The following is a 3,756-nucleotide window of genomic DNA, read 5'->3' on the forward strand; positions in this document are numbered from 1 at the left end:
GAACCTCTTCTAACCCGTAGGGCCTTACCAAAATTATTGGAATGCCATATTTTTCACTGGCTTGCAGCAAGTCACCGAATAGCTCTTTATTGTCGTTATAAAGGCCTGCCAATAAAACTATTCCATCAACTTTTCCATAAAACGAATCGCCTGCTGTGGAATATGCTCCGGATACGGATTCTTTCCACAAGAAATCAGTTTTTGAGAATAATTTTTCTATAAATTGAGCATATTCTCGATTTTTATCAATACCATTACTAATAATAAGATTATAAATTTTATTGTCTTTTTCATCTTCAAACATTATTACACCTTGGTTTAATTATAGCCATTATATTATAAAACAATTTGTTTTCAAAATATTTATTATATTCAAAGTTATATGTAATTATAGAACGATTGTACAAGGAAAAATTATATGAAGGCTGCTGTTATAGGTTTAGGTGTAGAAGGAAAGAAGGCAGTAAATTCTCTTTTAAACCATGGATGGGAAGTTTATGCCACTGATTTGAATATTAATGTTGATTTAAGCGGTTTAGATTTGCCTAATTTGTCCATGAGTATGCTGGAAGGTGAACAAACAGTTTCTATTGTCGGTGAAAATTTAACTATTGATTTGGGGTTTACCAATTCATATGCAATTGAACAATGCGATGCAATTGCAATTAGTCCCAGCATGTATGGAGGGGCATTTGCTGAAAGGTTGCTTGAAAGCGGAGATTTGTTAAGTGATGTCGTTGATAAACACAAGAAAATGTTTACTATTGGAATAACCGGAACCAACGGTAAAACCACCACTGTCCATATGTTGAAAAGCATTTTGGAAAATGCAGGCAAAAAGGTTTTGGTCGGAGGAAATGGTGGTGGAGGATTTTCAGGTTATTACGATTTGATTTTAGAGGCAAACGATGGCGACTATGACGTATTGCTTGTTGAAGTATGTGACATGACTCTTGATTTTTGCAAGTATTGCTTTGATTTCGATTTCATTGGTCTTACAAATATCGGCAATGATCATATGGATGTTCACAAAACTATTGCAAACTATAAAGATTCATTAGTGAGATTTTTTGAAGGCAAAACCATATTCACCGCTTTTAATCAGGATTTCAACAGTGATTTTAAGGAGTCTGCAAGTAAGCATATTTCCTATTTCGAATATCAGGATGAACTGCAGCTTTTCGGCAAGTTTAATTTGCTTAATGCAGGATTGGCAACGGCCATTTCAAGAGAATTAAAAATTCCGAAAGATGTCATTAAGGAAACTCTCTTTAATTTCAAGGCGGTTCAAGGCAGATTGGATGTTTATAAAATTAATGATGCGTCAGTTTATGTTGGAAAAACTGATAATTCAGATGCATTAGCCTCAATATTGTCCGAAAGAGATTTCTACGCAATATTTATTGGAACACCTCGCCATAATGAAGAGCATCGGCTGGACATATTAGATGTTGCTGTTAAGTATAATCCGGAAGTCATTGTATTGTTCCCGGGTCTTGATGATACATTGGATATTGCAGTTTATAGGTTAAATTCCTTAGGTTATATGGGAAATATCATTACTGTCAATTCTCTTGATGAAATAATTGAGCTTGTTGCGGAATACTCTCATGAAGATGCTATTCTAATTGGCGGCAATGGTCAGGATACAATAATAGATATTCAAGAGAGAATTAAATTGATTTCTGAAAAATTATAAGTAAAAAGGAATACTTATATACTATGTAAAAGAAAGAGTTTTATTGTTATATAATATCATGGTGTAAAAGATGAGTCAAAGTTGGAGAAGCAGATCAATTACAATATTTTTAGCGTTGTTTTTCATATGTGTCCTGTTATTTGCTTTCACATTTGTAAACAGTACTCCATATTCCGGCAAATATGTGGCCGATACTTACAATATTACTGTCGGCGAGTCATTGTTTGAGGGGGATTCTGTTTTAGGTGCAAATAATCCTATAGAACTTCCATTTCTGTCAAATATTGGATCTATAGGTCATCAATTCATGGCTTTGGACATTAAAGGGATTTTAATGACATTGTCGACTGGTGTTGTACCATTTGATTTTACTTCCGTGTCAAGTGAAGGAATAGATTCCTATGGAAATGCTAAGGATATTGATGGACCGGGTTATGTGACTTTTGAGGGGGATAAGCTTGCTGTTAAAGGGCCTGACAATTATGTGTGGGGTTATAGTGTTCCGTCTAAAGTTTTAACTAAAACGGAGGATGGTGTTGATATTGTGGAAGACGGCAAACTTATAAAATCAGTTCCGGTTGATGAAATTAAACATTTAAACTTTACCAGTGATTATTATGATAATAATACCATTGTAAGTTGGTATAATTATGATGCTGTTGTTGGATCCAATTTCACTTTAGAAAAGGGTATGGCTTGGTTTTCTGATGGAAGAAATGATATAGGTGCTTCTGATGTTCCTAGAATCTTTGGACAGGATGTTGTGGATTATGCTGCAGAATACCCTACAGGTTCACCAATTTTATTGTATTCCGGTAATTATACTGAACAGGCCGGTGAGGTTTATGGAACTGCTTTAGGTTCACACCCTGAATACGGTGACGGAATCAGGGAAATCAATGCAAGACAATTTGTTGAAGCATGGAACGGCACTGTCATACCTCCTAATTCAACCAGCAGTGGTAAGGATTACGTATACTTCGAATCAGCCAGTGACGCTTCAGCTCCTGGAGGAAGTGCCGCTCATGGTGTATGCCCATCTGCAAGGGCATTAAGGGATGCGGTTCTTGCTGAAGGATTTGGAATGCCTGTTGGTATGACTGGTGATGAAAATGCTGTATTGTTTGGTTACAACCCTGCAAGCGGCATTACAGTATCTAACACTCATGACTACCCAGTTAAAATCAATATGTGGACCGAAGGTTCAGGTACTGGTATGGGCATTTATTGTCAAATTATAAGATATATTCCTAGTTAAATAGGTTATATCCTCTTTTTTTTTATTTTTATGTCAATTTCAACTATTATTACTGCAGCCGGAAAGAATTCTAGAATGAGAAAAGATCAAATCTCCAGAAATCTGGATTTGATAAATAAACTCATTTTGCCTTTTGGCAATAAGACTGTTTTGGAGACAACAATTGACAATGCATTATCTGCAAACATTGATGAGTGTATTGTTGTACTTGGCCATTATGCTAGTGAAATAAAAGAAGCTATCTGCGATAATTATGATGGCAGAGTTAAATTCATAGAAAACAATCCGGTTGATGTAGGTTTATCAACATCTCTTTTTAATGGTTTGTCAAATTCTAGTCATGACTATGCTTTATGCATAACAGGAGACCAGCCTACAGTATCTAGCGAAACATTCAATAGAATGATTGAAGTAAGTCAAAATTCAAAAAATCCTGAAAAGACAATAGCCATTTTAAGAAGAAGAAAAAGTGGGTTGTTGGATACCGCTGAAGGTTTGGGCATGCCTTTTGTAGCTCATAGAAAAAACCTGATGGGATATTTGGAAAAAGAAGACGATAATTTAAATCCGATTTTGAGAAAAATATTTGATGACGGATATACGTTTTACGGAATAAAAGAAAAAAATAAAAAAGAATTATTGAATATTAATCATTATGAAGATTATTTAAATCTTCTAGATTGATTGCAAGCCAGAAATAACTTCTTCAATTTTAGCCGCACTAATTCCAACGGTCATTTCATTGTCTTTAATGTCTGCCGCTTTTCTAGAACCATCACAGCCTAATGTGAAGTTAATT

General features: G+C 34.9%; 5 protein-coding genes. 3 read left to right on the plus strand and 2 right to left on the minus strand.

All coding sequences use genetic code 11. The features are described from left to right. A partial coding sequence (locus ACJMLZ_RS09480; RefSeq protein ID WP_405305380.1) for a nuclease occupies window positions 1-304 on the minus strand: 304 nt, incomplete at its 3' end. Between the two features lie 114 nt (window positions 305-418). Between ACJMLZ_RS09480 and ACJMLZ_RS09485 the strand changes: the two genes are divergently transcribed. The 3 genes from ACJMLZ_RS09485 to ACJMLZ_RS09495 all read left to right on the plus strand — a co-directional run bounded on the left by ACJMLZ_RS09485 (window position 419) and on the right by ACJMLZ_RS09495 (window position 3,641). Further along, window positions 419-1,699 carry a Mur ligase family protein gene (locus ACJMLZ_RS09485; RefSeq protein ID WP_405305381.1) on the plus strand — a complete coding sequence of 427 codons (1,281 nt, stop codon included), beginning with the start codon at window positions 419-421 and terminating at the stop codon, window positions 1,697-1,699. Window positions 1,700-1,769: 70 nt separating this feature from the next. Then, window positions 1,770-2,957 (plus strand): hypothetical protein, encoded by a 1,188-nt coding sequence (locus ACJMLZ_RS09490; protein ID WP_405305382.1) that lies wholly within the window; start codon window positions 1,770-1,772, stop codon window positions 2,955-2,957. Window positions 2,958-2,987: 30 nt separating this feature from the next. After that, window positions 2,988-3,641 carry an NTP transferase domain-containing protein gene (locus ACJMLZ_RS09495; RefSeq protein ID WP_405305383.1) on the plus strand — a complete coding sequence of 218 codons (654 nt, stop codon included), beginning with the start codon at window positions 2,988-2,990 and terminating at the stop codon, window positions 3,639-3,641. On the opposite strand, the gene ACJMLZ_RS09500 is transcribed toward ACJMLZ_RS09495, so the two are convergent. Beyond that, the coding region (locus ACJMLZ_RS09500) for a DUF169 domain-containing protein (protein ID WP_405305384.1) at window positions 3,633-3,756 on the minus strand (124 nt) is incomplete at its 5' end. The two genes, ACJMLZ_RS09495 and ACJMLZ_RS09500, sit on opposite strands and share 9 nt — an antisense overlap.

It is taken from the genome of Methanobrevibacter sp., from assembly GCF_045126245.1.
Lineage (GTDB): Archaea > Methanobacteriota > Methanobacteria > Methanobacteriales > Methanobacteriaceae > Methanocatella.

Coding starts and splice junctions, on each gene's coding strand:
- ACJMLZ_RS09495 (WP_405305383.1), top strand. CDS start 2,988: ATGTCAATTTCAACTATTATTACTGCAGCCGGAAAGAATTCTAGAATG.
- ACJMLZ_RS09485 (WP_405305381.1), top strand. CDS start 419: ATGAAGGCTGCTGTTATAGGTTTAGGTGTAGAAGGAAAGAAGGCAGTA.
- ACJMLZ_RS09490 (WP_405305382.1), top strand. CDS start 1,770: ATGAGTCAAAGTTGGAGAAGCAGATCAATTACAATATTTTTAGCGTTG.